The organism is Nocardiopsis sp. TSRI0078 (assembly GCF_001905145.1).
GTDB lineage: Bacteria > Actinomycetota > Actinomycetes > Streptosporangiales > Streptosporangiaceae > Nocardiopsis.
Map to the genome: position 1 here is coordinate 1 of NZ_LWLB01000020.1, position 22,165 is coordinate 22,165.

Consider the following 22,165-nt stretch of genomic DNA (forward strand, 5'->3'; position numbering starts at 1 on the left):
CATGCCCGCCGTTACCGCTTTGGTGCTTTCATCCGCTTTCGCGACGATTCCCAAACAGGCCCTAGTGCGGCAGGCGCTCGGCCAGCCAGGCCTCCACCTCGGCGGAGGAGCGCGGCAGACCGGACGACATGACCCTGCGGCCCTCCTCGGTGACCAGCACGTCGTCCTCGATGCGCACGCCGATGCCGCGCAGCTCCTCGGGGACGGTCAGGTCGTCGGGCTGGAAGTACAGGCCCGGCTCGACGGTGAGCACCATGCCCGGCTTCAGGTCGCCGTACAGGTGCACCTCCTGGCGGGCGACCGCGCAGTCGTGCACGTCCATGCCGAGCATGTGCCCGGTGCCGTGCAGGGTGTAGCGGCGCTGCAGGCCCAGCTCCAGGACGCGCTCGACCGGGCCCTCCAGCAGGCCCCACTCGACGAGGCCCTCGGCCAGCACCCGCTGGGACGCCTCGTGGAAGGCCACGAACGGCCTGCCCGGGGCGACGGCGGCGATACCGGCCTCCTGGGCGGCGTACACCAGGTCGTAGACCCGGCGCTGGACGTCGGTGAAGGTGCCCGACACCGGCATGGTGCGGGTGACGTCGGCGGTGTACAGGGTGGTGGTCTCCACACCCGCGTCCAGCAGCAGCAGGTCGCCCTCGCGCACCGGGCCGTCGTTGCGGGTCCAGTGCAGGGTGGTGGCGTTGGGGCCGGAGGCGGCGATGGTGCCGTAGCCGACGTCGTTGCCCTCCACGCGTGCGCGCAGGAAGAACGTGCCCTCGACGTAGCGCTCGGAGGTGTCCTTGGCCTGCGGCAGCGCCTTCACGACGTCGTTGAAGCCGCGCACGGTGGCGTCCACGGCCAGCTGGAGCTGGGCGACCTCCCACTCGTCCTTGACCAGGCGGTGGTCGGCCAGGGTGACGGCGAGGTCCTCGTCGAGCTGGGCGGACTTGGCGCGCGACTCCTCGTCGGCGTCGGCGCGCAGCTCGTCGACCAGGGCGTCGAGTTCGGCGTCGTGGCCGCGCACGATACGGGTGGTGCCCCCACCGGAGCGCAGCGCCTCGGCCAGGGTGGTCACGTCGGCGGTGGCCACGCCGAGCAGGTCGGCGGCCTCGGAGAGGCTGTTGCGGCGGCCGGTCCACAGCTCGCCGTAGCCGCCCAGCCAGAACTCGCCGTTGTCGCGGTTGGAGCGGGGCTTGAGGTACAGGACCACGTCGTGGCCGCCCTCGGCGTCGGGCGTGAACACCAGGCAGCCGCCGTCGGAGGTGTCGCCGGTGAGGTAGGCGTAGTTCGTGGCGGCCCGGAAGGGGTACTCGGTGTCGTTGGAGCGGGTGAGCAGCTGTCCGGCCGGGACCACGAGGCGGTCACCGGGGAAGGCCGCGCTGATCGCGGCACGGCGGCGGGCGGTGTGCTCCGCCTGCTCGACGGGCTCCAGGTCGCGCCGCTCGGTGTCGGCCCACCCGGTGCTCATCCACGCGGCGAGCTCGTCGGAGACCGACTGCGCCTGCCCGTTCTTGCGTGGACTGAACACGGGGGCGTTCGTCTCGTCCTGGGGGCGCTGCTGCTCGCTCACTTCGTGCTCTCCTCGTCGGGTTCGTCGGAGTGACCGCTGGTGACGGCCGTCGCCGCCCATCGTACGGGGGAGCCCGAACACCCGGCCGCCCCGCGGACATAGCGGTCCCCATAACAACACCGCGCGGGCTCCCGTTGTGCCCGTGGCGCGGGAGCGCCCGCGCGGGGCGGACCCGGCCGCTCCGCCGACCCCTCAGACCAGGTCGTGGGCGAAGGGGATGGCGGACGGGTAGGGCAGGTCGTCGATGTCGGCCGGGTCGACCGGTCGGTAGCCGATCCGCTCGTAGAAGGCGACCGCCTCGGGCTGGGAGGGGCCGGTGAACAGCAGGACCCTCGTGTACCCGAGGTCGCGGGCGGCCTCCTCCAGGGCGGCCATCACCCTGCGCGCCAGGCCGCGGCGGCGGTGCCGGCCCGAGGTCCAGATGCGCTTGAACTCGGCGGTACCGGCCATGGCGGCGCGGTCCTTCTTGTAGGGGCGCACGGCCCCTCCGGCGACGACCTCGCCGTCCTCCTCGGCCAGTACGATGCGGCCGTGCGGGGCGGCGAACTCGGTCACCGGGTAGCGCGCCATCTCGTTGGCCGCGCCCTCGGCGCCGTAGCGCTCGGTGTACTCCTCCCGCAGCCCGGCGAGCAGCCCCGCGACCCGGGGGTCGTCGTGGTGTACGCGCAGCATGCGGACGCCGCCGGTCCGCGCGTCCGCCTCGGTGCCCTCGGTGCCCTCGGTGCCGGTGTGTGTCACCGCGCCTCCCCCGCCGTGTGCCGTCCCGGGCCCCCGCCGCATGAGGCGTGCGGCGCCCGATTCCGCCGGAATACTACGCGCGGGGTCCTCGGAGGCACCATGCGGGATCGCTCACCCCGGCCTCCCGGTCCCCGCGCCCCTTCCCCCGGCTTCCCCGTACCGCCCGCGCTCAGTCGGCGTTGGGTCCGTACCTGGAGTCGTGGTCCTGAGGGGCGTCGGGGTCGGCGACGTTGCCCAGGGTCACCGCGACGGGCGGCAGGAAGGCCGCCACCACGCACATGGCCACCGCCCAGCCGGTGCCGAACAGGTAGTAGACGGGCAGCGCACCGGCGAACAGGGCCAGGCACACCCCCATGACGAGGCCGTACCGGCGTACTCGGCGCTTCATGGCCTCCCCCTCACCAGCGGGAACCCCCCACGCTACCCGGACGCGCTCCCGCGGGCCCGGCCGCGCGCTCCCCGTCCCTGGTCAGGCCTCGGCCGGGGTGCGGGGCCGCGTCACGGACGGCGCGCGGAAGAGGGTGCGGGCGCGCAGGGCGCGGAACCCGTTCTCGATCTCGTACCCCGCCTCCAGCAGGCGCTGCCCGGCCTCGTCCGCGCTGCGCACGGTGGCCTCGTCGAAGAGGAGGTTGTAGTAGCGCTCGGGGACCCGGTTCAGGGCGTTGCGCAGGGCCCGCAGCGACGCGGTGGCCGCGGCCCCTCCGCCGGGCGCCTCGGGCAGGACCCCGTAGGCACGGCGCGCCCACGCGGGCAGGGTGGCGTAGGACAGGGCCCCGACCGGGAACCAGAGCGGCTTGAGCGGGGCCAGCCAGGACAGGCGTTCGGGCACATTGGGCCACAGCAGGAACCGCACCGCCCGGCGCGCCTCGGGGGTGACGCGCAGGGCGGGCCGGACCGAGGCGAGGTAGCGGCGCATGTCGGCGAGGCCGCGCGGCACGTCCTCGCGGGACAGGCCCACGTAGGTGGCGGTGTGCGACTGCTCGTCGACGTACCGGTCCATCTCCCGGACGGTCAGCGGCACCCCCGCGCGGTGGGCGGTCTCCAGGTAGGAGGAGACCTCCGCGCAGTGCACCCACACCAGCAGGTCGTGCTGGTCCACCCGGTGGCTGCGGCCGGTGGCCGGGTCGGTGAAGGACAGGGCTCGGTGCACCCGGCGGACGCGCTCGCCGAGCTCGTCGGCCTCGACGGGGCTGCCGTAGGTGGTGACGGCCACGAAGTGGGCGGTGCGCAGCAGGCGGCCGGTGGGGTCGGAGCGAAAGTCCGAGCGCTGCCACACCCCCTGCATGGCCACCGGGTGCAGGGCCTGGAGCATGAGGGCCCGCACACCCGCCACCCACATCGACCGGTCCAGGTGGATCTTCCAGGTGACGCTCTCGGGAGCGGCGACGGTCGGCTGCATCCGGTCTCCTCCGGGCCGCGAGGGGGCTCGCGCCGTGTGTCGGAACTCTGGCCCCACGATACGTCCGGTGCGCCCGCTTCCCCGGGCGGGTCCGGCAGAGGGCCGATCCATGACCCGACCTTGGGCGAACAGGGAAGGGGGACGGGAGCAGGCTGGGTAGTGAGGCCGCCCGCGCCAAGGACGGTCCCGGAAGAGGAAAGGAGCGGGGCCATGTCCGCACCAGCACAGAGCCGCACGCCCTTCGACGTCGACCTCTACACCCGGGCCGTGGAGTCGGCCGACGCCGACGCCATCATGGCCCAGTACAGCGACGACGCCGAGCTGGAGATGTTCGACCGGCGCACGCCGCCCAGCACGCCCGCGGTCCTGCACGGCAGGGACCAGATCGAGTCGGCCGTGCGCGACCGCTGCTCGCGCGAGATGACCCACGAGGTGCTCCAGTGCGTGGCCGACGACGAGCACGTCGCCTACACCGAGCGGTGTACCTACCCCGAGGGCGACCAGGTCCTCAGCATGACCATGCTGGACCTGCGGGACGGGCGCATCGCGCACCAGTCCATGGTGCAGGCCTGGGACGAGGACGCCCGGAGCACCCTCCAGGTGGCCGGGGTTCGAGGAGTCCGAGCAGAGCGAGGAGTTCGAGAGGGGGCGTACCGACCTCGTGAGCGTCGGCGGCCAGGGCGTCGTGCGGATGACCCTGGAGCCCGGCTGGCGCTGGTCCGAGCACCGCGGTCCCGCCCTGGGGACCGACACGTGCACGATGACCCACTGCGCCTACCTGGTCTCGGGCACCATGCACTGCCGCATGGACGACGGTACGGAGCGCGAGATCGGGGCCGGCCAGGTCGTGTTCGTCCCTCCCGGGCACGACGCCTGGGTCGTGGGCGAGGAGACCGCCGTACTGATCGACTGGTGCGCGGCCAACTCGTGAGCGCCGGGCTCCGTAGCCCTCGGAGACCCCGCGCGCCCTCAGGTTCCGGGCGCCCGGGGTCCCTGGGGCTCGGCGCCGGGCTTCCCGGGTTCAGGAGGGGCGGCCGCGGAGGTAGGCCAGGACTGCCTGGACGCGGCGGTGCACGTCCTCGTCCGGCGGCAGGTCGAGCTTGGCCAGGATGTTGCCCACGTGCTTGCCGACGGCGGCGTCACCGACCACGAGCCGGCGGGCGATCGCCCCGTTGGAGTGGCCCTCGGCCATCAGGGCGAGCACCTCGTGCTCGCGCGGGGTCAGGCGCGCCAGCGGGTCGGCGCTGCGGCGCAGCAGCTGGCGCACCACCTCGGGGTCGACGAAGGTGGCGCCCTCCACCACCCGGCGCAGCACGGAGGCGAACTCCCTGACGTCGCCCACCCTCTGTTTGAGCAGGTAGCCCACCCCGCGTCCGTCGCCGGAGTCGAGCAGGTCGGAGGCGTAGCTCAGTTCCACGTACTGGCTGAGCGCCACCACCGCCAGGCCGGGGCGCTCACGGCGCAGCCGGACCGCCGCGCGCAGCCCCTCGTCGGTGAAGTCCGGGGGCATGCGGATGTCGGTGACCACCAGGCCGGGGCCGTGCTCGGCCACCGCCGCCAGGAGCGCGTCCCCGTCGCCGACGGAGGCCGCCACGGGGAAGCCGAAGCGCTCCAGGACCCCGGACAGGCCCTCCCGGAGCAGAACGCCGTCCTCGGCGAGGACGGTGGGCACGGGGACCGGATCGGCGGTGTTCACGTCAGCGGTGTCGGAGGGATCGGTCCGCACGGCAGCTCCACTCGGATTCGGGTCGGTCCGCCCTCGGGGCTGGACAGCTCCATTGTGCCGCCCATGACGGCGACGCGGTCCCTGAGGCCGGTGAGCCCGGACCCGCGTGCGGGGTCGGCTCCGCCCGGGCCGCGGTCGGTGACCTCCACCAGGAGGGTCTCGTCCCGCCCGGGGCCGCCGGGGACGGTGGCGGCGTGCACGCCGGCGGCGTCGGCCCCGGTGTGCTTGCACACGTTGGTGAGGGCCTCGGCGACGACGAAGTAGGCGGTGCCCTCCACGTGCGCGGGCAGGCGGCGGGGGATGTCGGTGTCCACGCGGGTGGGGACGGGGCAGCGGTCGGCGAGCTCGGCCAGGGCGGCGGGCAGGCCCCGGTCGGTGAGGACCCTGGGGTGGATGCCGCGCACCAGTTCGCGCAGCTCGTCGATGAGCTCGTTGGCCTTGGTCTGGGCGGCGGCCACGCGCCGGTCCGCCTCGCCGCCCTCCTCCATGTCCAGGCGGGCCAGGCCCAGGTCCATGGACAGGGCCACGAGCCGCTGCTGGGCCCCGTCGTGCAGGTCGCGCTCGATGCGCCTGCGCTCGTACTCGAAGGCGCTGACCAGGCGGGCGCGGGACTCGGTGACCTGGCTGAGTTCGGCGCGCAGCTCGTCCTTGGGCGGCCCGACCAGCAGGGCGCGGGCGATCACGGCGTGTCCCTGGGCGAGGACCCCCGAGGCGTAGAGCAGCACGGCGAGTACGACCGGGGAGAGCAGCATGTAGGGCACCGCCTCCGCCTGCGTGGTGATGGTGGTGGGGCCGAGGGCGACCTCGGCCTCTCCCCCCGGGCCGACCAGAACCGGCCCCACGGCCATGACCATCGCCGAGGTGAACAGCGCGCCCAGGACCATCATGAACACGAACGAGAGGGGCGCCAGCAGTACCGCGTAGCCCACCTCGCGCCAGGTGGCGCCCTCGGTGTAGCGGGTGCGGACCCATCCCCACAGGCCGGGCGGGGGCACGCGGTGGCCGCTGGTGAAGGGGCCCCGCGTGACGAGTGCGAGGCGCCGGCGCTCCAGGGCGCCGAGGGGAAGGGCGACGAGCGGGGTGAAGACCGCGGTCAGGACGAGGCCGGCCACGAACGCCGCCGTCATGGGCGCGACCGGGAGGGTGTCCCACGGCCTGGTGGCGAGCGCCCCCGCGAAGAGGGCCCAGGGCAGGTAGACCGGCATGGCCACCACGGCCAGGGCGTATCCGACGAACATGGTGTTCACGGAGTGGGCCAGTGCCCGCCAGGGCCACGCGGTCAGGAGGAAGCGCGGACTCAGCAGGGCCCGGAGGAGGGTGCGCGGCCTTCTCCGGGGGTTCTCCTGGGGGTCTCCGCGAAGGGCGCCGCCGGAGGGTGTGAGCGCGTCGAACGTGGTCATGCCCCAACGCTAGGCAGGCCGGGCGGGAGGGGGAATCGGTCCCGCCACCCGGTCGGGGGTGGGGCTGGGCCCACCCCGCGGGCGGGCGCAGGGGCGGGCGCCGGTGGGAACCGCAGGGGGGCCGCTCCCGGTGCCCGGACCGGGGCGCGACCGTCGCAGCTCAGGGCGATAGGGTGGGACGACGTGAGCGCGAAACCTCTGATCCCCGATGTCCTGGCTGCCCGCTACGCGTCCGCGGAGCTGACCCGGCTGTGGTCCCCCGAGTACAAGGTGGTCGCCGAGCGGCGGCTGTGGCTGGCCGTGCTGCGCGCCCAGGCGCGTCTGGGCGTGGACGTGCCCGCCGGTGTGGTCGAGGACTACGAGAAGGTCCTGGAGCAGGTGGACCTGGCCTCCATCGCCGAGCGCGAGCGGGTCACCCGGCACGACGTGAAGGCCCGTATCGAGGAGTTCAACGCCCTCGCCGGCCACGAGCACGTCCACAAGGGCATGACCTCGCGCGACCTGACCGAGAACGTCGAGCAGCTGCAGGTGCGCGACAGCCTGCTGCTGGCGCGCGACCGCGTGGTGGCGCTGCTGGCCCGGCTGGGAAGGCTCTCGGCCCAGTACGGCGAGACGGTGATGGCGGGCCGGTCCCACAACGTGGCGGCCCAGGCCACGACCCTGGGCAAGCGGTTCGCGTCGATCGCCGACGAGGTGCTGGTCGCCCACGGGCGGCTGGAGGAGCTGATCGCCCGGTACCCGCTGCGCGGGATCAAGGGCCCGGTGGGCACCGCGCAGGACATGCTGGACCTGCTGGGCGGTGACCGCGAGGCGCTGACCGCGCTGGAGGACGAGGTGGCCGCGCACCTGGGCTTCGAGCAGCGGTTCACGAGTGTGGGGCAGGTGTACCCGCGCTCGCTGGACTACGAGGTGCTGACGGCTCTGGTGCAGCTGGCCGCGGGCCCCTCGTCGCTGGCGAGGACCATCCGGCTGATGGCCGGGCACGAGCTGGTCACCGAGGGGTTCGCCGAGGGCCAGGTGGGTTCCTCGGCGATGCCGCACAAGATGAACACGCGCTCCTGCGAGCGGGTCAACGGGCTGACCGTGATCCTGCGCGGGTACGCGTCCATGGCCGGTGAGCTGGCGGGCGACCAGTGGAACGAGGGCGACGTGTCCTGCTCGGTGGTGCGCCGGGTCGCGCTGCCGGACGCGTTCTTCGCCTTCGACGGCCTGGTCGAGACGATGCTGACGGTGCTGGACGAGTTCGGGGCCTTCCCCGCCGTGGTCTCCGCCGAACTCGACCGCTACCTGCCGTTCCTGGCCACGACCAAGATGCTGATGGCCGCCGTGCGCGCCGGTGTGGGACGCGAGACCGCCCACGAGCTCATCAAGGAGCACGCCGTGGGCTCGGCCCTGGCGATGCGCCAGGAGGGCGCGGGCAACCAGCTGCTGGACCGCCTGGCGCGGGACGAGCGCTTCCCCCTGGACCGCGCGGAACTGGACGCGCTGCTGGCCGACCGGATCACCTTCACCGGTGCCGCCGCCGACCAGGTCGCGGCCGTGGTGGCCCGGATCGAGGAGGTCACGGCCGCCCACCCGGAGGCGGCCGCCTACTCCCCCGGTTCGATCCTGTAGCGGTTCCCGGCCACGGGCCTCGGGCCCGGGAGGGTGCTCCGGCACCTTCCCGGGCCCTTTCGCCGTGTGCGCCCTCCGCGCCGTTCACGCCTGTGACGCGGTCCGCCCCCGATCGCCACTCCCTCGGACCGTTCGCCTCGGCCGAACTGGCAAGGCCCCTGCTTCCTCCCCCGACGGAACCGACCTCTGCCCGCCGCTCCTGGCCACGGCCAAGACGCCGATGGCCGACGTGCGCGTTGCCGTGTGTGCTCGGTGCCGCGCGTCGCGGGGCGCACGATGCGTATGGCGCAGTTCACTTGTGCGAACACTGGGTTCGGAAGTTAACGCCTATTACGGTTGTCGTGTCGGCATGCCCCCTACGCCCTCCGGAGAACCCAGTGACCGATCCGTCCTCCTTCAGCACCGCGCTGTGGACCGTGCTGATCGTCTCCGCGGTCATCGTCGCCTTCGGTCTGGCCGCCCTGTCCGACATGGCCATGCGCCGCCGCGAGGACCGCGCCGCCCGGGCCGACGGGCACCGGCGGGACTCCGTACACCAGACCCACCAGGCCTACCGGGCCCACCAGCAGGACTCCGTCACGTCCGTGAACGGGCACAACGGCAGCACGCCCACCACCTGAGTCCTCACCCGGTGACGGCGTGCCGCGTCGCCTCCGTCAGGCGGAGATGCCCCCGTCGCTCTTCAGCAGCTGGCCGTTGACCCACTGGCCCCGGGCCGAGCAGAGGAAGTCCACCAGGTCCGCGGTGTCGTCCGGGGTGCCCGGGCGCCCCAGCGGGGTGTGTCCGACGCACTCGGCCCTGGTCCGCTCCGTCATCCAGCCGGTGTCGACGGGGCCGGGGTCAACCACGTTGGCGGTCACCCCCAGGTGGGCGAGTTCGCGGGCGGCGGAGAGCACGATGCGGTCCAGGGCGCCCTTGCTCGCGCCGTAGGGCAGGTTGCCGACGGTGTGGTCGCTGGTGAGGGCGATGATCCGCCCGGTTCCGTGCTCGCCCCGAAAGCGCAGCCCGAACTCGCGGACCAGCTGCCATGTGCGCGCGCGTTGACGGCGAAGTGCCGGTCGAAGCTCTCCACGGTGGTCTCCAGCAGTCCGGAGCCGACCGACTCGCAGTGGCACATGACCAGCGCGCTCACACCGCCCAGCCGCTCCTCGACGGTGTCGAGGACGCGGGCGGGAGCGGCGGGGTCCTCCAGGTCGGCCTCCACGGCCACGGCGCGGGCGCCGTGCTCGGCCAGGAAGGCGAGCACGGCGTCGGCCGCACCGGGTTCGACGCCCCAGTCCATGCGCGCGTCGTAGGGCGTCCAGTAGGTGAAGGCCACGTCCCAGCCCGAGGCCGCCAGTCGGCGGGCGACGGCGGAACCGATGCCGACGGTGCGTCCCACGCCGGTGACCAGGGCGAGCGGGCGGCCGGGAGGGGGGTTCTGTCCAGGGGTCATGGGCGCCATTGTCCTGTGCCCGCCGCGTGCGGGCCACCGGTTTCCCGTGGCCCGGCTCCTCCGGGCACGAGGGCCCCCGAACTGCGCCAGGTGGGGAACCGGTCCTGCGGTCACGCCACCAGGCGGGCGAACACCTCCGGGTCCACGTTTCCTCCCGAGACGACCGCGACCGTCTCCTCCGGACGGCCGGGGACCGTGGCCACGCGGCCCGCGAGGATCGCGGCGGCGGCCAGGGCGCCGCTGGGCTCGGCCACCAGGCGCGATCCGTGGGCGAGGACGGAGACGGCGTGGGCGGTCTCCTCCTCGGTCACGGTGACGATCTCGTCCAGGCGTGCGCGGAGGTGGGCGAAGGTGCGCTCGGACAGGCAGACGCGCACACCGTCGGCCATGGTGCGGCCGGTGCGCTCGGGCGGCCAGGTGACGAGGCTCCCGGTGCGCAGGCTCTCGGCGGCCTCGGCGGCCAGCTCGGGCTCCACGCCCACGACGCGGACGTGGTGGGGGCGGACGGTCCGCGCGGCGGTCGCCACGCCCGAGGCCAGGCCCCCTCCTCCCACGGGCACGACGATGGTCGTCACCTCCGGGGACTGCTCCAGGATCTCCAGCCCCACGGTGCCCTGGCCGGCGATGACGTGGGGGTCGTCGAAGGGCGGAACGAAGGCGAGCATCCCGCTCTCCTGGAGTTCGCGGGCGGTGGTCTCGCGCTGTTCGGGCGGCGCCATGACGACGCGGGCGCCGAAGGCGCGCATGCGGTCGACCTTGACCTTGGTCGCACCCTCGGGGGCGACGACGGTGCAGGGCACCCCGTGTCGGGCGGCCGCGTAGGCGAGGGCCTGGCCGTGGTTGCCCGAGGAGTGGGTCACCACGCCCGCCCTGCGCTGGGCGGGGTTGAGCAGGGCGACGGCGTTGGTGGCGCCGCGGAGTTTGAAGGCCCCGGTGGGCTGGAGGCTCTCGGGCTTGAGGAGGAAGGGCGGCCCGTCGGGCGGCCCCGCCGTCAAAGGAGTGCGCACGACCTGCCCCTGCAGGCGGGTCTCCGCGGCGCGGACGTCGTCTGCGGTGATCAGTTCCATGCGGCGTGTATGCCCGGAAGCGGTCCCGGCACACCAGGGGCCCGCCGCGCCCGGCGCGGGACACGTCGAGGATCCAGGGCCTGTTCTTCGGACCGGGTCTCGGTCCACGGGAGTCGTCCGGGCGCCCGCGGGGCCTGGGAGGCGGCGCGGGCGGGTTCGCGGGGAACGGGCGGACCCGCCGTAGGCGCCGAAGGCCGCCGCTCTTGGGGCACCCGGACACGGACCGCGGCGAGGCGGAGGTCCTGAAGGGGCACTGCCTAGGCGTCCTCGGTGTCCCGCGCGGGCGCCCGGTCTGCCCCGGACATGAGCCAGGGCTCGAAGACGCGCGTCATGAACGGCATCACGACATAGGTCTGGAGGATGACCAGCACGAGGGTGAGCAGGAGCGTCACGGCCGGAAGGGGCAACGCGGAGACCACGGGTCCCAGAAGCCACAGCAGCAGGGTGACGAGCGGGTAGACCGCGAGCCAGCTGACCACGGCCGTCTTGTATCGGGGCGGGCGCAAGGTGCTTTCTCTTCACTGTCGTCGGAGTGCGCGTCCGCGTACCGGACGCGGTGGTGGAGGTCGGCGGGCTCCACGGCGAGCGGGGCACGGGGCGGCTCCCCGTGGCACCCGCGCGCACGGGTGCCCGGGGCCGGCCGTCGAGGCCGGCGCGGACGGGGCGGCACCCGGCTACAGACCCGTCGCCCTCACCCGCCGGGGCGGGCCGTCCACGACGACCAGGTCCAGGTCCGGGTTGCCCTGGACGCCGCCCGTCACCACGGAGGGGTCGATGAGCCCCTCGGTGTGCACGGCATCGTCGGTCGGCACGCCGGTGACGTCGAAGAACGGCTCGAAGACGTCGGAGGTGAGCAGCCCGAGCATCTGCGTGTTGTGCGCGGCGATGGCGAAACTGTGCACGGTACCGGCCGGGGCGTGCAGGAAGTCCCCGGAGGTCAGCAGCAGTTCCCGGCCGTTGACCCACAGCCAGATCCGCCCCGACAGGCACAGGAAGTTCTCGGTGTGCAGCCGGTGGAAGTGGCGGATGATGTAGGGCTGGGGCGCGGCGAGCGTGCTGACCGAGAAGTAGCGTCCGTCGGTGTTGCGGCCCCGCGCGGAGTAGGCGTTGTGGGCGTCCGGCCAGCCGCGGCGGTCCCCGGTGCGCGAGCGGAGGAAGTACGCCTGCGCACCGTCCGGCAGCGTGTCGTCCCAGACGTCCTGGGCCCGCACCCGCCGCAGGTCGTGCGCCTGCGCGCCCGGCAGCAGCGAGGCGGTGGCGCCGGCGGGCGAGTAGACGTGGCGCTCCACGGTCTCCCGCGACCCCACCAGGGCGTCCAGGGCTCCGCTGAAGGCGGAGAAGAACAGCAGCCGGGACATGTGGCCGAGCATCCGGTAGGCCACCGGGGTGCCCGGGGGGACGTGGACGGAGTCGCCGGGCACCAGGACACGGCTCTGCCCGGGCAGCCAGAACTGCACGCAGCCCTCGAACACGTAGTAGGAGCGCTGGTGGGAGGGGAGGCTGTGGAAGGGGGCCTCGGCCCCGCGCGGGCCCAGGACGAAGGCGGCGTCGAAGAGCCCGCCGGTGTCCGGGCCGCGGGCGATGACCGTCCACAGCTGTCCGCCGAGCTCGAGGCGCAGTCCCTCGCCGCTGGCCAGGTAGTACGGGACCGGCTCTCCGGGAAGGGCGTTGACGACCGGGGCGAGGCCGTGCATGGTCTCCAGGTCGGTGCTGGTCATCGGGTTTCTCCTGAGGTGGAACGGGGGCGGGGAGTGGCCACCGGACGGGCCGCGGCGCGGGCTGTGAGGTGTCGTCGGAAGAAGGCGTCGACGTCCTCGAAGCCGAAGGTCGCCGGTTCGCCCGCAGGAGCCCCGGCACCGGGCCCGGACGAGGCGCGGCGCACGGCCGGCGCGGGGCCCTCTGCCTCCAGCCGGCCGTCGTCCATCATCTGGGCGGTCCGGACGTCGAGGCGGCCCGCCGGGTTGAGGAAGCCGTGCCCGTAGCCCTCGACGAGGTAGAGCTCGCTGGACACGCCCGCGGCGGCGAGGGCCTCGTGCAGGAGCTCGCTCTGCCGGTGCGGGACCAGGAGGTCGCCGGTGCCGTGCGAGATCTGGAACGCAGGAGCGGCACCGCTCACCCAGTTCAGCGGGCTGGCGTAGCGGGCCGCCTCCGGGCGCTGCGAGGGCGGGCCGCCCAGGAGGCGGGCCTCGGGCGAGGCGCCGCCCCCTCCGGGGGAGGCGGACTCCGCCTCGGCGACCAGGGCTGCGAGGTCCACGGGCCCGTAGGACTCGGCGACCGCCTGCACGGACGGGTCCCCCTCGGTGTCCTCCTCGCCGGGCAGGGCGTTCAGGTGACCGGTGAGTCCGGCCAGGGCGGCCAGGTGGCCGCCCGCCGAGGCGCCCCACGCCCCGACCGCCCGGGGGTCGAGGCCGTACTCTTCGGCCCGTGTGCGCAGGAAGCGGACGGCCGCGCGCACATCGTGCAGCTGGGCCGGGAACAGCGCCTGGCCGGAGAGCCGGTATTCGATGCTCGCGATGGCGCATCCGGTGGCTCGGACGCGGCGGGGAAGGTCCGGTGCCAGTGTCCGGTCCCCGGTGAACCAGCCGCCCCCGTGCAACCACAGCACCACGGGTACGGGGCGGTCGTCGGAGCTCGGACGGTGGAGGTCGAGGAGGAGGTCACCGGTGTCACGCCGTGCGAATACGAGGCCGGTGTCGGACCTGACGGCCTCGACGGACGGAGGGGAGTCGTGGGACATGCCGTCCATACTGCGGCGGCGGCCTCGGCGGGTCCAGCGCGTTCTCCCGAACGGCCGTGCGGAGATTCCGCACGGTCAGGGCGCCGCTCCCTCCCTGTGGGATGCGCAGAGACGGACGAAGCGCTCCAGCGGTGCGGGGAGGCGCCCCCCGCGCACGTTCAGGTAGGTGGTCACGGGCGCGGCGTCCGCGATGGGCACGAACCGCACACCCGGGTGCGCGTAGGTGGCCGCGGCGGACCGGCCCGCGATGTTGACGCCCTGCCCGGCGGCGCACATCTCCAGGATCTCCTCGAAGTCGCGGGCCACCGGAAGCAGGCTTGGTGCGAAGACGCCGGCGGCCACCGACGAGAACCACTGCGCGGCCGCCTCGTCCTCCACCGCCACGAAGGTCTCCTCCCCGATCTCCGCCAGGGCCACCGACTCCCTGCCGGCGAGGCGGTGCCGTTCCGGGACCACCAGGACGCAGCCCTCCTCCCAGAGGGGAAGGGACTCGAACGCGCGGACCGGCCTCTGGTCGGCCGCGACGACGAACGCGCAGTCCACCTCGGCCTTGGCGAGGGCCTCGTGGCAGCCCATGAACCCCAGGTGCCGTACCTGCCACCGCACCTGCGGCATCTGGCGTACGGCCTCGGCCATGAGCGTCCGGAACTCCGTGCTGGAGACCATGAGGCCGATGCGGACGCGGGGCTCGACGGCCTCCCCCCGGCCCCAGTCCACGACCTCGTCCATGCTCTCGACCGCGCGCCGGGCCAGGGGCAGCAGCTCACGGCCGTGCTCGGTGAGCTCCACGCCACGGGACGAGCGGTCGAAGAGGGGCCGGGACACACGCCGTTCCAGGGCCGCGACCTGCTCGCTCAGCGCGGAGGGGCTGAGGTGCACACGTGCGGCGGCGCGGCCGAAGTGGAGTTCCCGTGCCACGGCAAGGAAGCATCTGAGGTGGTGGATGGTGAAGTCCATGTCTCCGCCGTGTCGTCATGGTCTGTGAGGTGTCACGTCCGCGCCTCTCGTCCGAGGGTCGCAGGTTCCCGATTCTGCCGTGCGCACCACGAGAACCGCAGCCCACCGCCCCGGAGAGCGGGGCCTGGCGGGTACGCCTCTCCGATCACCCCGCACCCTCTCTATACACTCCATGTATACATGTGTTGTATAGTCGTCGTCATGTCCATCGGTAACACTTTGCTCGGTCTGCTCGAATCGGGTCCCCGCCACGGGTACGACCTCAAACGCCTCTTCGACGAACGGTTCGGACACGACCGGCCGCTGCACTACGGCCAGGTCTACTCGACGATGTCGCGCCTGCTGAAGAACGGCCTCGTCGAGGTGGACGGGGTGGAGGCGGGAAGCGGCCCCGAGCGCAAGCGCTACGCCATCACCGACGCCGGCGTCACCGACGTCGGCCGCTGGCTCGCCACGCCGGAGAAGCCCGAACCGTACTTGCAGAGCACCCTCTACGCCAAGGTCGTACTGGCGCTGCTCACCGGCCGTGACGCCGCGGGGCTGCTGGACGTCCAGCGGAACGAGCACCTGCGCCTGATGCGCGAACTCACCCGCCGCAAGACGGACGGAGACCTCGCCGACCGCCTCATCTGCGACCACGCCCTGTTCCACCTGGAGGCCGACATCCGGTGGCTGGAACTGGCCGCCGACCGCCTCGACCGGCTCGCCCGGGAGGTCGGCGCATGAGCGGCACCACGGCAGCCGGGAACACGGGAGCCCTGCTCACCGCCACGGGGCTCCGCAAGTACTTCGGTTCGACCGCCGCGCTGAACGGTGCGGAGTTCACCATCGACTCCGGTGAGGTCGTCGCCGTCATGGGCCCCTCCGGATCCGGCAAGTCCACACTGCTGCACTGCCTGGCGGGCATCCTCGACCTCGACGGCGGCACCGTCCGCTACGGAGGACGCGAACTGACGGCGATGTCCGACGTCGAGCGCAGCAGGCTCAGGCGCGGCGACTTCGGTTTCGTCTTCCAGTTCGGCCAGCTCGTCCCGGAGCTGACCTGTGTGGAGAACGTCGCGCTGTCCCTGCGTCTGACCGGTGTCGGGCGCAGGCGGGCGGAGTCCTCCGCCATGGAGTGGATGGCCCGCCTGGAGGTGGACGACGTCCGCGACAAGCGCCCCGGCCAGGTGTCCGGCGGACAGAGGCAGCGGGTGGCCATCGCGCGGGCGCTGGTGGCGGGCCCGCGCCTGGTCTTCGCCGACGAGCCCACCGGCGCGCTGGACTCGCTCAACGGAGAGCGCGTCATGGAGCTGCTCACGGGCGCCGCACGCAACACCGGGGCCGCGGTCGTCCTGGTCACCCACGACGTCCGGGTCGCGGCCTACTCGGACCGCGAGGTCGTCGTCCGCGACGGCCAGGTCCTCGACGCCACCGCCGGGATCGGGGGTGCGACATGATCAGCCGGTGGTACCGCGACCTGGCCCTGGGTGCCGGGCTCGCCCTGCACGGCGGGCGGGCCGACTGGACGAGGACTCTGCTCACGGCACTGGGCGTGGGCCTGGGGGTGATGGTGCTCCTGCTGGCGTCCGCGGCGCCCTCGGTGCGCGCCGCGGCCCAGGAGCGGGAGGAGGCGCGGGCACCGGTGTATCTGGAGGAGGGGACCCCGGCCGGCGGCGACACGGTCCTCGCGAGCTCGAGGGTCGTCGAGTACCGGGGCGAGATGTTCTCGGGCATGCTGCTCGAACCGCTCGGGGACCCGCCGGCGGACGTGCGGCCTCCGGGGATAGACCGGCTGCCGGCGGCGGGCGAGCTCTACATCTCCCCGGCCCTGCGCGCCCTGCTGGACTCCCCGGAAGGAGCCCTGCTCGCCGAGCGGTTCGACGGCGCCCCGGTCACCGGCGTCATCGGCACCGAAGGCCTGCGGGGACCGCACGAGCTCTACTTCTACCTGGGCACGGACACCCTCTCGCAGGGCCCGGCCCCGAACGCCGTCTCCGGCTTCGGCGCGGACCGGTCGGACGAGGGCATGGCCGCGATCCTCGTACTGCTCATCGTCGTCATCATCGTGGTGCTGCTGCTGCCGATCGCCGCGTTCCTCCTCACCGCGATGCGCTTCGGCGCAGAGAGCCGTGACCGGCGGCTGGCCGCTCTGCGGCTGATGGGCGCCGACAGGAGGATGACGCGGCGGATCGCCGCGGGCGAGTCCCTCGTCGGCGCGCTCCTGGGCCTGGTTCTCGGCGCCGGGTTCTTCCTGGTGGCACGGACGTTCGCCGACGACGTGCGGCTCCCGGGCTCGGGCGTGCTGCCCGCGGACGTCACACCGGTGCCGCTGCTCGCCGCCCTCGTCGCGGTGCTCGTCCCGGTCAGCGCCGTCCTGGTGACGCTCTTCGCACTGCGCAGGGTCGAGGTCGGCCCACTGGGTGTCTTCCGTGAGGGCGCCGACCGCGGTCGGCGGCTGTGGTGGCGCGTGGCGGTCCTGGCCGTCGGCTGCGCCGTCCTGTTCGTACCCGGGCAGGGCGCGAACTCCGAGGGCACGGAATGGGTCGTCGCCGTCGGCGTGTCGGTGGCCCTGGCGGGGTTCACCCTGCTGCTGCCATGGGCCGTCGAGGCCGTGGTGGCCCGCCTGCGCGGTGGTCCGCTGTCGTGGCAGATGGCAACGCGGCGCCTGCAGTTGAACAGCGGGATCGCGGCCCGTACCGTCAGCGGCCTCACCCTCGCCGTGGCCGGGGCGATCGCGCTCCAGATGCTGTTCTCCGCGGTGAACGGCCAGGTGTCCTCCGTCGACGGCGCGGACCCGGGCCGGGCACGGATGCTCGCCTCGGCCACTGTGGAGACCGGCGCCGAGGGCGCGGAGTTCGCCCGCGGCATCGACGGCGCCAGGGGGGTGGAGTCCTCCCTTCCGTTCCTCGTGGCCCACCTTCCCCTGGCGGACGCCCCACCCGGCGCCGACGGGACACAGCAGATGCGGACGGTCGTCGTCGCCGACTGCACGACCCTGGCCAGGCTGGTCACGTTCTCCTCCTGCGCCGAAGGTGACGCCTTCGTCGCGGGTGGCGGAGCGTCGGCCGTGCGCCCGGGGGAGCGGCTGGACCTCGCCAACGCCCGCATGGGCGGTCCCACCGCCGACTCCCGTCCCTGGACCGTTCCGCAGGTGCGTGAGGCCCGGGTCACGGACGCCCTGGCCGGGCAGGCCCACCAGGATCTGTTCCTCACCCCGTCGGCCTTTCCGGTCGAGGAACTGCAGAGCCTCCGGTCCACGGTGCTGATCACCCTCGACGGGAGCGATCCGAACGCCGTCGAACACGTGCGCAACCACATCGGTGTCGACAGCGTGGGGATCGACCTGCGCACCCTGGGCCAGGGAAGCGGCAGCGGCGTGTTGGCGGACATCGGCGACGCGCTCCGGGCCGGTGCCGTCCTGACGATGCTGGTGATCGGGGCGGGCATGGTCATCTCCACGGTCGAGCAGCTGCGTGAGCGCAGGCGGCAGCTCTCGGTGCTGATCGCCTTCGGGACCAGCCGGTCCACGCTCGCCGCGTCGGTGCTGTGGCAGACCGCGATCCCGGTGGTGCTCGGGCTGGTGATCGCCGTCGCCGGCGGGGTCGGGCTCGGCCTCCTCCTGCTGCGGCTGGCCGACCTCCCGGTCAGCGACTGGTCGGGCCTCGCCCCGCTCGTGGGCGCCGGCTTCGGCCTGGTCGCGCTGGTGACGCTGGCGAGCCTGCCGTACCTGTGGCGGATGACGACCCCTGAGGGACTGCGTACCGAGTGACTCCCGCGACGGCGGTCGCCGGGGGCGTCCCGACGCGGTGCCGGGCCGGGTGGCCAAGGGAGAGGCCGCCCGGCCCGGCACTCGGCGGCGAGACCTCAGGGAGGCGGCCGAGGCGGTCGGCGATGAGTGACCGGCACAAGAGCGGTTGCAGCGGTGGAACCGACCAGTGCGTCGAGGTCCGCGAGCACAGCACCGGCGCGGACGTACGCGACACCCGGGATCGCTCGCGCGGCCAACCCGCCTTCACCGCGAATGCGTGGGGCACCTTCGTCAGCACCCTCCGCCCCACCGCCGGGTAGGCGTCTACGGGACGGGGTCGCCGTTCTCCAGGTAGAGCGTCGTGCCCTCCTCGCGGGCGTGTACGGCCTGGGTGATCCTGCGCACGAGCGGCGGGATCGTGACTTCCGCGAGCGCGGCCACGTCATGGAAGGCGTACCCGGTCAGCTCGGCCGGGTCGAGGGTGATCTGGTCCAGCCACCGCTGGTCGAGCACTCCCCCGTCGAAGACGAACAACTGCTTGTCGCCCTCGGAGGGAGTGGGCGCCCAGTCCACGGCCAGGAGGCGCCCGATCGGGGGAACGATTCCCAGCTCCTCCTTGACCTCGCGCGCCGCGGCCCGGGTCGGCGTCTCCCCGTGCTCCATGTAACCGCCGGGGATCTCCAGGTGGTCCTTGTAGGAGGGGACCACCAGCATCACCCGGCCGAGGTGGTCGAAGAACAGGGCGCCGGCGGCGACCCGGGGACGGGCGAAGAACTCCGTGGGATCAAGGGCCATGCCCCGACACTAACGACTCCGGAACGGCCGCACCCCCGCCACCCCAGGGCTTTGCGGCCCTCGACTCCGTTGCCAGGCCCACGTCACGTTCCTCCCTCCAACGGACTGGGACAGGACCACGAGGACGCCGGTGCCTCGTCGTCGCTGGGCAGGAACACCTCCGCGCCCCGGATCCGGGCCGTCTCCACGGAACCCTCCCCGTTCTCCTTGCTCCAGTCGTCCCAGGTGCCGCGAGGCCCGTCCGCCCCATCGGCCTCCAGGCCATGGCCCTACGCCGACTGCACGATCTGGATCAGGTTGCCGCAGGTGTCGTCCAGCACCGCGGTGGTGACCGAGCCCATCTCGAGCGGCTCCTGGGTGAACCGCACCCCGCGCTCGCTGAGCCGGTCGAACTCCGCGCGCACGTCGTCCACGGCGAAGGCGGTGGCCGGGATGCCCTCCTCGACCAGCGCCTCCCTGTACGGCTTGACCGCGGGATGGCCCGCGGGCTCCAGCAGCAGTTCGGTCCCCTCGGGGTTCTCCGGAGAGACCACGGTCAGCCACCGGTCCTCGCCCACCGGGACCTCGGTCTTCTTCACGAAACCCAGCACGTCCGTGTAGAAGCGCAGGGCCTTGTCCTGGTCGTCGACGAAGACGCTGGTCAGGTGAATCCTCATGGTCTGCTCTCTTGTCCGTCGGGCCTGGTCCACCGCTCGGCGATGCGTTTCAGCGGTGCCGTGTTCAGGTCATGGAATTTGTAGCGCCCCTCCCGCCGACTCTCGACCAGTCCGGCGGCCTCCAGCACGGCAAGGTGCTGGGAGACCGCCTGGCGCGACATGCCGAGCTGGTGCTTCATGCTCAGCCGTGAGCAGATCTCGAACAGGGTCTGCCCTGGCCGCTCGGTGAGCTCGTCGAGGATCTTCCGACGGGTGGGGTCGGCCAAGGCTTTGAATATCTCGTCGGCCACACCCACACTATATGCAAGCGTGTACTTGCCTAACAAGCTTCGAACTGTGCTTTTCCGGGAAAGATCCGGGTTCCCGGTCCGCCGGGCACCTCAGAGCCCCCGCCCGGGGCGCCCGGCCCCGAATACTGCCTCACTCCCAGCCGTAGTCGGCCGTCTGGTCGCGGAACATGGTGTGCTGGTGGACCTGGTCGGTCTCCACGCCGGGCTGGTTGGAGTACTCGATCCACGCGGACGGCCCGTCGAGACGGATGTAGGTCCCGACCTCGTCGGGCTCCGTGGAACCGCTCCAGCTCAGGTAGGTCTGGCCGTACTCGGAGACGTACTTGTCGACCAGGGCCTCGGCCGCCTCCTCGTCCAGGTCACCGACCCAGGCGCGCAGCATCTCCGTCACCTTGTCCTGCTGCTCCTGGTCGAGGTCGCTCACCAGGATCCCCTCCTCCTCGGGGAAGGGACCGTCCTCGCCCGGGCCCAGCACGAGGTCGTCGCCCTCGTTCTCGATCTCGGCCCGGGCCAGCTGCTCCCCGCTCAGCGAGGCGACGGCCTCCAGAGCACCGGACCGCTTGTCCTCCAAGGGAGCGTACGACTCGCCCTCATACTCGAACTCCATGGGCTCGGTCCCGGTCAGGGTGGGCGACAGGCTCACGTCGTCCCCCTCATAGGTGATGTTGTACGCCGCGTGGTGGCCGCCGTACTGCACCATGAACTGCTCGGTCTCGCTCGGCTCGCCGAAGAACGCGATGTGGTACAGGTCCTCGCCGAAGGCGAGATCGCCGCCACCCGGCCCCCCACCGCCCTCGGGCGGCTCTTCCCCGCCGGGCCCCTGCCCGTCCGGCGTCCGCCCGTCCGGTGCTTGTCCCTCGGGGGCGCTCCCGGACGTGTCGTCCTGGTTGGCGTCCAGGTAGGCGTCGGCGGCACGGATGTCGAGCAGTTCCCGGTAACCCTCCTCGCTGAGGGCCGCCTCCATGACCGCCAGCGCGGCCTTCTCCTGTTCCTCGTCCAGGTCCGAGAGCGAGATCCCGTTGCGCTCCACGAAGGTGACCGGGAAGTTCGACCACCCCGTCGCCTTGGCCTCGTCGGCGAAGTCGTACACGACGGCCTGGCGCTGCTCCTCCGACAACGTGTCCAGGAATGCGTCGGCCGCCGCCACGACCTCGGCGGTGTTCGCATTGCCGGAGCTCGTGCTCGTCGCGGCCTCGTTGGCGGAGGTCGCCTCCGCCCCGGGGGCGGCGCAACCGGTCAGCAGCAGGCCGACCCCCAAGGCCAGGGCGGTGGCGCCGTGCCGTCCGAACCGCGTCAGGCGCGCGCGGGCTCCGAGCCGCTCGGCCGGTGCGTCAGGCGTGGTGGTGGTCTTCCCGTCGGTGGTCATCGGGTTCCTCGTCGTCGATCGGCTCACGAGGTCCGATCATGGGCTTTCGAGGTAAGTACCTGGTTGGAGGACCGTCCTGATCGGTTGAGAGTCTCGCCGCCGGGTCGTCCGCTTCACGGCTCGGGGCCCGGCCCTTCCGGAATTCCGGATGTGCGGACTCATGCGGGAAACCGATGACTCCGACGGAGATACAGCGGGGGCTCCCCCGCGGTGTGCTGGGGCCCGAGAGGGGGTCCGAGTCCGTGGCCCCTGGGAAAGGGCGCGCTCGCACCGGTCTGGGAGGCCGGGAGGGCTCCGGTGCTCACCGGTGGTGTACTCCTCCTGGTCGACGGGCTGGTGGCCAGAGGGGTCGCCGACGTCCTGAACGGGGCGGGATGACGGCGAACACGGCGCGCGATCGGTGCGTCTCACTGGTGAACCCCCTCCTGAAGGGGGATGCCGGAGAGGAAGGCGGAACGCGTCATGCGCGCACTGACGGTGGCACTGCTGGCCGGGGCCGGGATCGCCCTGGCCTCGTCGGCCGCGGCCGACGAGGACGGTTTCCAGGTCTCCAGCGCACCAGCCGGGGCCTGGGACCCCAATGGGAACTGGGACCCGAACGGTTTCCAGGTCTCCAGCGCACCAGCCGGGACCTGGGAGCCGAACTAGGGCCTGTTTGGGAATCGTCGCGAAAGCGGATGAAAGCACCAAAGCGGTAACGGCG

23 protein-coding genes and 2 pseudogenes are annotated in these 22,165 nt (G+C 72.9%); 9 read left to right on the top strand and 16 right to left on the bottom strand.

Annotated features, from left to right (window positions below):
- Positions 1–61 precede the first annotated feature (61 nt).
- The 4 genes from A6A08_RS14140 to A6A08_RS14155 form a co-directional block, all read right to left on the bottom strand.
- Positions 62–1,552: an aminopeptidase P family protein gene (locus A6A08_RS14140; RefSeq protein ID WP_073703066.1), complete on the bottom strand. Its 1,491-nt coding sequence runs from the start codon at positions 1,550–1,552 to the stop codon at positions 62–64.
- Between the two features lie 192 nt (positions 1,553–1,744).
- Complete coding sequence (locus tag A6A08_RS14145; protein WP_073703067.1) at positions 1,745–2,290, bottom strand: GNAT family N-acetyltransferase; 546 nt, start codon at positions 2,288–2,290, stop codon at positions 1,745–1,747.
- A 169-nt stretch (positions 2,291–2,459) separates the two neighbouring features.
- On the bottom strand, positions 2,460–2,678 hold the full coding sequence (locus tag A6A08_RS14150) for a DUF3099 domain-containing protein (RefSeq protein ID WP_073703068.1): 219 nt from the start codon (positions 2,676–2,678) through the stop codon (positions 2,460–2,462).
- An 81-nt stretch (positions 2,679–2,759) separates the two neighbouring features.
- A complete protein-coding gene (locus A6A08_RS14155) occupies positions 2,760–3,689 on the bottom strand; it encodes an oxygenase MpaB family protein (RefSeq protein WP_073703069.1) in 930 nt (309 codons plus the stop codon).
- Positions 3,690–3,983: 294 nt separating this feature from the next.
- On the opposite strand from A6A08_RS14155, the pseudogene A6A08_RS29245 reads away from it, so the two are divergent.
- Together A6A08_RS29245 and A6A08_RS29250 are read left to right on the top strand one after the other, a co-directional pair.
- A pseudogene (locus tag A6A08_RS29245) lies at positions 3,984–4,181 on the top strand (nuclear transport factor 2 family protein); the annotation flags it as partial.
- A 169-nt stretch (positions 4,182–4,350) separates the two neighbouring features.
- Positions 4,351–4,620 (top strand): cupin domain-containing protein, encoded by a 270-nt coding sequence (locus A6A08_RS29250; RefSeq protein WP_338013128.1) that lies wholly within the window; start codon positions 4,351–4,353, stop codon positions 4,618–4,620.
- A gap of 90 nt (positions 4,621–4,710) precedes the next feature.
- On the opposite strand, the gene A6A08_RS14165 is transcribed toward A6A08_RS29250, so the two are convergent.
- Together A6A08_RS14165 and A6A08_RS14170 are read right to left on the bottom strand one after the other, a co-directional pair.
- Positions 4,711–5,415 carry a response regulator transcription factor gene (locus A6A08_RS14165; RefSeq protein WP_073703070.1) on the bottom strand — a complete coding sequence of 235 codons (705 nt, stop codon included), beginning with the start codon at positions 5,413–5,415 and terminating at the stop codon, positions 4,711–4,713.
- Positions 5,382–6,815: a sensor histidine kinase gene (locus A6A08_RS14170; RefSeq protein WP_083609116.1), complete on the bottom strand. Its 1,434-nt coding sequence runs from the start codon at positions 6,813–6,815 to the stop codon at positions 5,382–5,384. The genes A6A08_RS14165 and A6A08_RS14170 overlap by 34 nt, the downstream gene beginning before the upstream one ends.
- Before the next feature lie 183 nt (positions 6,816–6,998).
- On the opposite strand from A6A08_RS14170, the gene purB reads away from it, so the two are divergent.
- Entirely contained in the window at positions 6,999–8,429 is a 1,431-nt protein-coding gene (gene purB / locus A6A08_RS14175; RefSeq protein ID WP_073703071.1) for an adenylosuccinate lyase, read from the top strand.
- Positions 8,430–8,806: 377 nt separating this feature from the next.
- Positions 8,807–9,049, top strand: coding sequence for a histidine kinase (locus A6A08_RS28835; RefSeq protein ID WP_073703072.1), 243 nt, complete (start codon positions 8,807–8,809; stop codon positions 9,047–9,049).
- Positions 9,050–9,085: 36 nt separating this feature from the next.
- Here the strand turns inward: A6A08_RS28835 and A6A08_RS14185 are convergent.
- The 6 genes and pseudogenes from A6A08_RS14185 to A6A08_RS14210 all read right to left on the bottom strand — a co-directional run bounded on the left by A6A08_RS14185 (position 9,086) and on the right by A6A08_RS14210 (position 14,625).
- A pseudogene (locus tag A6A08_RS14185) lies at positions 9,086–9,864 on the bottom strand (SDR family oxidoreductase).
- 110 nt (positions 9,865–9,974) lie between these two features.
- Entirely contained in the window at positions 9,975–10,931 is a 957-nt protein-coding gene (locus A6A08_RS14190) for a threonine/serine dehydratase (RefSeq protein WP_073703073.1), read from the bottom strand.
- Positions 10,932–11,188: 257 nt separating this feature from the next.
- The gene (locus A6A08_RS14195; RefSeq protein ID WP_143181765.1) at positions 11,189–11,437 is read right to left on the bottom strand and encodes a hypothetical protein; all 249 of its coding nucleotides are present in this window, start codon (positions 11,435–11,437) and stop codon (positions 11,189–11,191) included.
- 168 nt (positions 11,438–11,605) lie between these two features.
- Positions 11,606–12,649 (bottom strand): quercetin 2,3-dioxygenase, encoded by a 1,044-nt coding sequence (locus A6A08_RS14200; RefSeq protein ID WP_073703075.1) that lies wholly within the window; start codon positions 12,647–12,649, stop codon positions 11,606–11,608.
- Positions 12,646–13,668, bottom strand: coding sequence for an alpha/beta hydrolase (locus tag A6A08_RS14205; RefSeq protein ID WP_073703085.1), 1,023 nt, complete (start codon positions 13,666–13,668; stop codon positions 12,646–12,648). The genes A6A08_RS14200 and A6A08_RS14205 overlap by 4 nt, the downstream gene beginning before the upstream one ends.
- Before the next feature lie 75 nt (positions 13,669–13,743).
- On the bottom strand, positions 13,744–14,625 hold the full coding sequence (locus A6A08_RS14210) for a LysR family transcriptional regulator (protein WP_073703076.1): 882 nt from the start codon (positions 14,623–14,625) through the stop codon (positions 13,744–13,746).
- Between the two features lie 201 nt (positions 14,626–14,826).
- On the opposite strand from A6A08_RS14210, the gene A6A08_RS14215 reads away from it, so the two are divergent.
- The 4 genes from A6A08_RS14215 (at position 14,827) to A6A08_RS14230 (ending at position 18,675) form a co-directional block, all read left to right on the top strand.
- The gene (locus A6A08_RS14215) at positions 14,827–15,351 is read left to right on the top strand and encodes a PadR family transcriptional regulator (protein ID WP_073703077.1); all 525 of its coding nucleotides are present in this window, start codon (positions 14,827–14,829) and stop codon (positions 15,349–15,351) included.
- Positions 15,348–16,064: an ABC transporter ATP-binding protein gene (locus A6A08_RS14220; protein ID WP_073703078.1), complete on the top strand. Its 717-nt coding sequence runs from the start codon at positions 15,348–15,350 to the stop codon at positions 16,062–16,064. Before A6A08_RS14215 ends, A6A08_RS14220 begins: the two co-directional genes overlap by 4 nt.
- Positions 16,061–18,376 carry an FtsX-like permease family protein gene (locus A6A08_RS14225; protein ID WP_073703079.1) on the top strand — a complete coding sequence of 772 codons (2,316 nt, stop codon included), beginning with the start codon at positions 16,061–16,063 and terminating at the stop codon, positions 18,374–18,376. Before A6A08_RS14220 ends, A6A08_RS14225 begins: the two co-directional genes overlap by 4 nt.
- A gap of 122 nt (positions 18,377–18,498) precedes the next feature.
- Positions 18,499–18,675 (top strand): DUF397 domain-containing protein, encoded by a 177-nt coding sequence (locus A6A08_RS14230; protein WP_073703080.1) that lies wholly within the window; start codon positions 18,499–18,501, stop codon positions 18,673–18,675.
- 4 nt (positions 18,676–18,679) lie between these two features.
- Here the strand turns inward: A6A08_RS14230 and A6A08_RS14235 are convergent, their stop codons facing one another.
- The 4 genes from A6A08_RS14235 to A6A08_RS14250 form a co-directional block, all read right to left on the bottom strand.
- The gene (locus A6A08_RS14235) at positions 18,680–19,150 is read right to left on the bottom strand and encodes an NUDIX hydrolase (RefSeq protein WP_073703081.1); all 471 of its coding nucleotides are present in this window, start codon (positions 19,148–19,150) and stop codon (positions 18,680–18,682) included.
- Between the two features lie 269 nt (positions 19,151–19,419).
- The gene (locus A6A08_RS14240; protein WP_073703082.1) at positions 19,420–19,806 is read right to left on the bottom strand and encodes a VOC family protein; all 387 of its coding nucleotides are present in this window, start codon (positions 19,804–19,806) and stop codon (positions 19,420–19,422) included.
- A complete protein-coding gene (locus A6A08_RS14245; protein ID WP_073703086.1) occupies positions 19,803–20,096 on the bottom strand; it encodes a helix-turn-helix transcriptional regulator in 294 nt (97 codons plus the stop codon). The genes A6A08_RS14240 and A6A08_RS14245 overlap by 4 nt, the downstream gene beginning before the upstream one ends.
- A gap of 130 nt (positions 20,097–20,226) precedes the next feature.
- Positions 20,227–21,462 carry a DUF3500 domain-containing protein gene (locus A6A08_RS14250; protein WP_083609117.1) on the bottom strand — a complete coding sequence of 412 codons (1,236 nt, stop codon included), beginning with the start codon at positions 21,460–21,462 and terminating at the stop codon, positions 20,227–20,229.
- Between the two features lie 462 nt (positions 21,463–21,924).
- Between A6A08_RS14250 and A6A08_RS14255 the strand changes: the two genes are divergently transcribed.
- Entirely contained in the window at positions 21,925–22,110 is a 186-nt protein-coding gene (locus A6A08_RS14255; protein ID WP_143181766.1) for a hypothetical protein, read from the top strand.
- The last annotated feature ends 55 nt before the right edge of the window (positions 22,111–22,165 follow it).